This is a genomic window from Candidatus Frankia alpina (assembly GCF_902806485.1).
Taxonomy (GTDB): Bacteria; Actinomycetota; Actinomycetes; order Frankiales; family Frankiaceae; genus Frankia; species Frankia alpina.
Window position 1 is genome coordinate 1 of sequence record NZ_CADCWT010000489.1, and the last position, 1,186, is coordinate 1,186.

A 1,186-nucleotide genomic window follows, 5' to 3' on the forward strand; every position below is an offset into this window, starting at 1 on the left:
ACGGCCTGGGCCGCCTGCCCGCACCCGGCTAGCGGATTTGACGGACTCTCTCGGGTTGTGACGTTCTGTAACTGAATGTGGGTGCGGGTTGGGAAGGGAGGGAGGCGCAGGTGGGCGCCTCGATCCCGGTTTTGGGGCCCCGACGGCGTCGGCGCGAAGGGGGGTCCCTCGGGTCCCTTGACTCCCTTGGGGGTGCGGTCTGCGACTATTCGCGCTGCTAGACGGCGGTACGGGAGCGAGGGAGCCGATAAGGGACCCCCCGAGGGAGAACTCCCTCGGTCCCTGGGTCCTCCCTCTGTCCTCCCTCGCGGGGCCCCTCGCCTTGGCGGTCACGCTGTGTCGAACTCATCGGCTGTTTCGTCGCCGGGGTCGGTGTCGCGGTCGGCCATGGCGGCGGTGGTCACCCGGCGTTGACGCACTTGTGGCCCCGGATCCTGCAGGGACGGGCGGCGTCGGGGAGTTCCTCGCAGACCCCCCACTGACATCCAGTTCTTCACCCCCAGCGACACCGCCACCGGCCGACATGCCAACGCCCCGCCGAGGACGGGCCCGACGGGGCGTCAGACGACCGAACAAGATCAGCCGAGGGCGCTAGTCAACGTTGTTGTCGACACCCCGCAAGTTGATCTCCTGCATGGGGCCGGCCTCCGTCCCATCCTCGTCATCGCCGACGAGATCTTCATAGGCAGTTACCTGCGTAGACGGCCGACCATTTCCCAATTTCGCGGTCAAAGTAGGTGTTGTAGTAAGAGTAAGGACCGATGGTCACCTTCCCCGACTGACACTGAGCCTCCGCGCGGGACCTGGCCTGGTCCTCCGCCGCCTTAGCAGTTGAGCCTGTGCCCCAGGTCCCCACGAACTCTCCCTCCGGGAGAGCGGCCGCGGCGAACGAGGTGCCCCCCGTGGCGAACAGGGTGCCGCCGATGACAACGGCTGCGGTCAGGACCTTTGCTGCCCGAGTTTTCACGATGATCCTCTCGTCCAAGCCCCCGGCGTCGACCTGCGCACCATGATCAGGTGGATGAACTTCTCCTGATCAAGCCAGACCATCATCTCCCCACCGAGACACCATGAACGGGACAACACGCAGCCTCCTCGGCCGCACCAGCACAGCAAGCAAGAACGAACACGCCGGATGCCGCGAACACCCAGTCCTTCACCCACCAGGGTGCGGGCCCCCGGCCCG

1 protein-coding gene is annotated in these 1,186 nt (G+C 66.5%); it reads right to left on the minus strand.

The features are described 5' to 3' along the window. Window positions 1-679 precede the first annotated feature (679 nt). Entirely contained in the window at window positions 680-985 is a 306-nt protein-coding gene (locus G6R25_RS24115) for a hypothetical protein (protein WP_136449593.1), read from the minus strand. Window positions 986-1,186 lie beyond the last annotated feature (201 nt).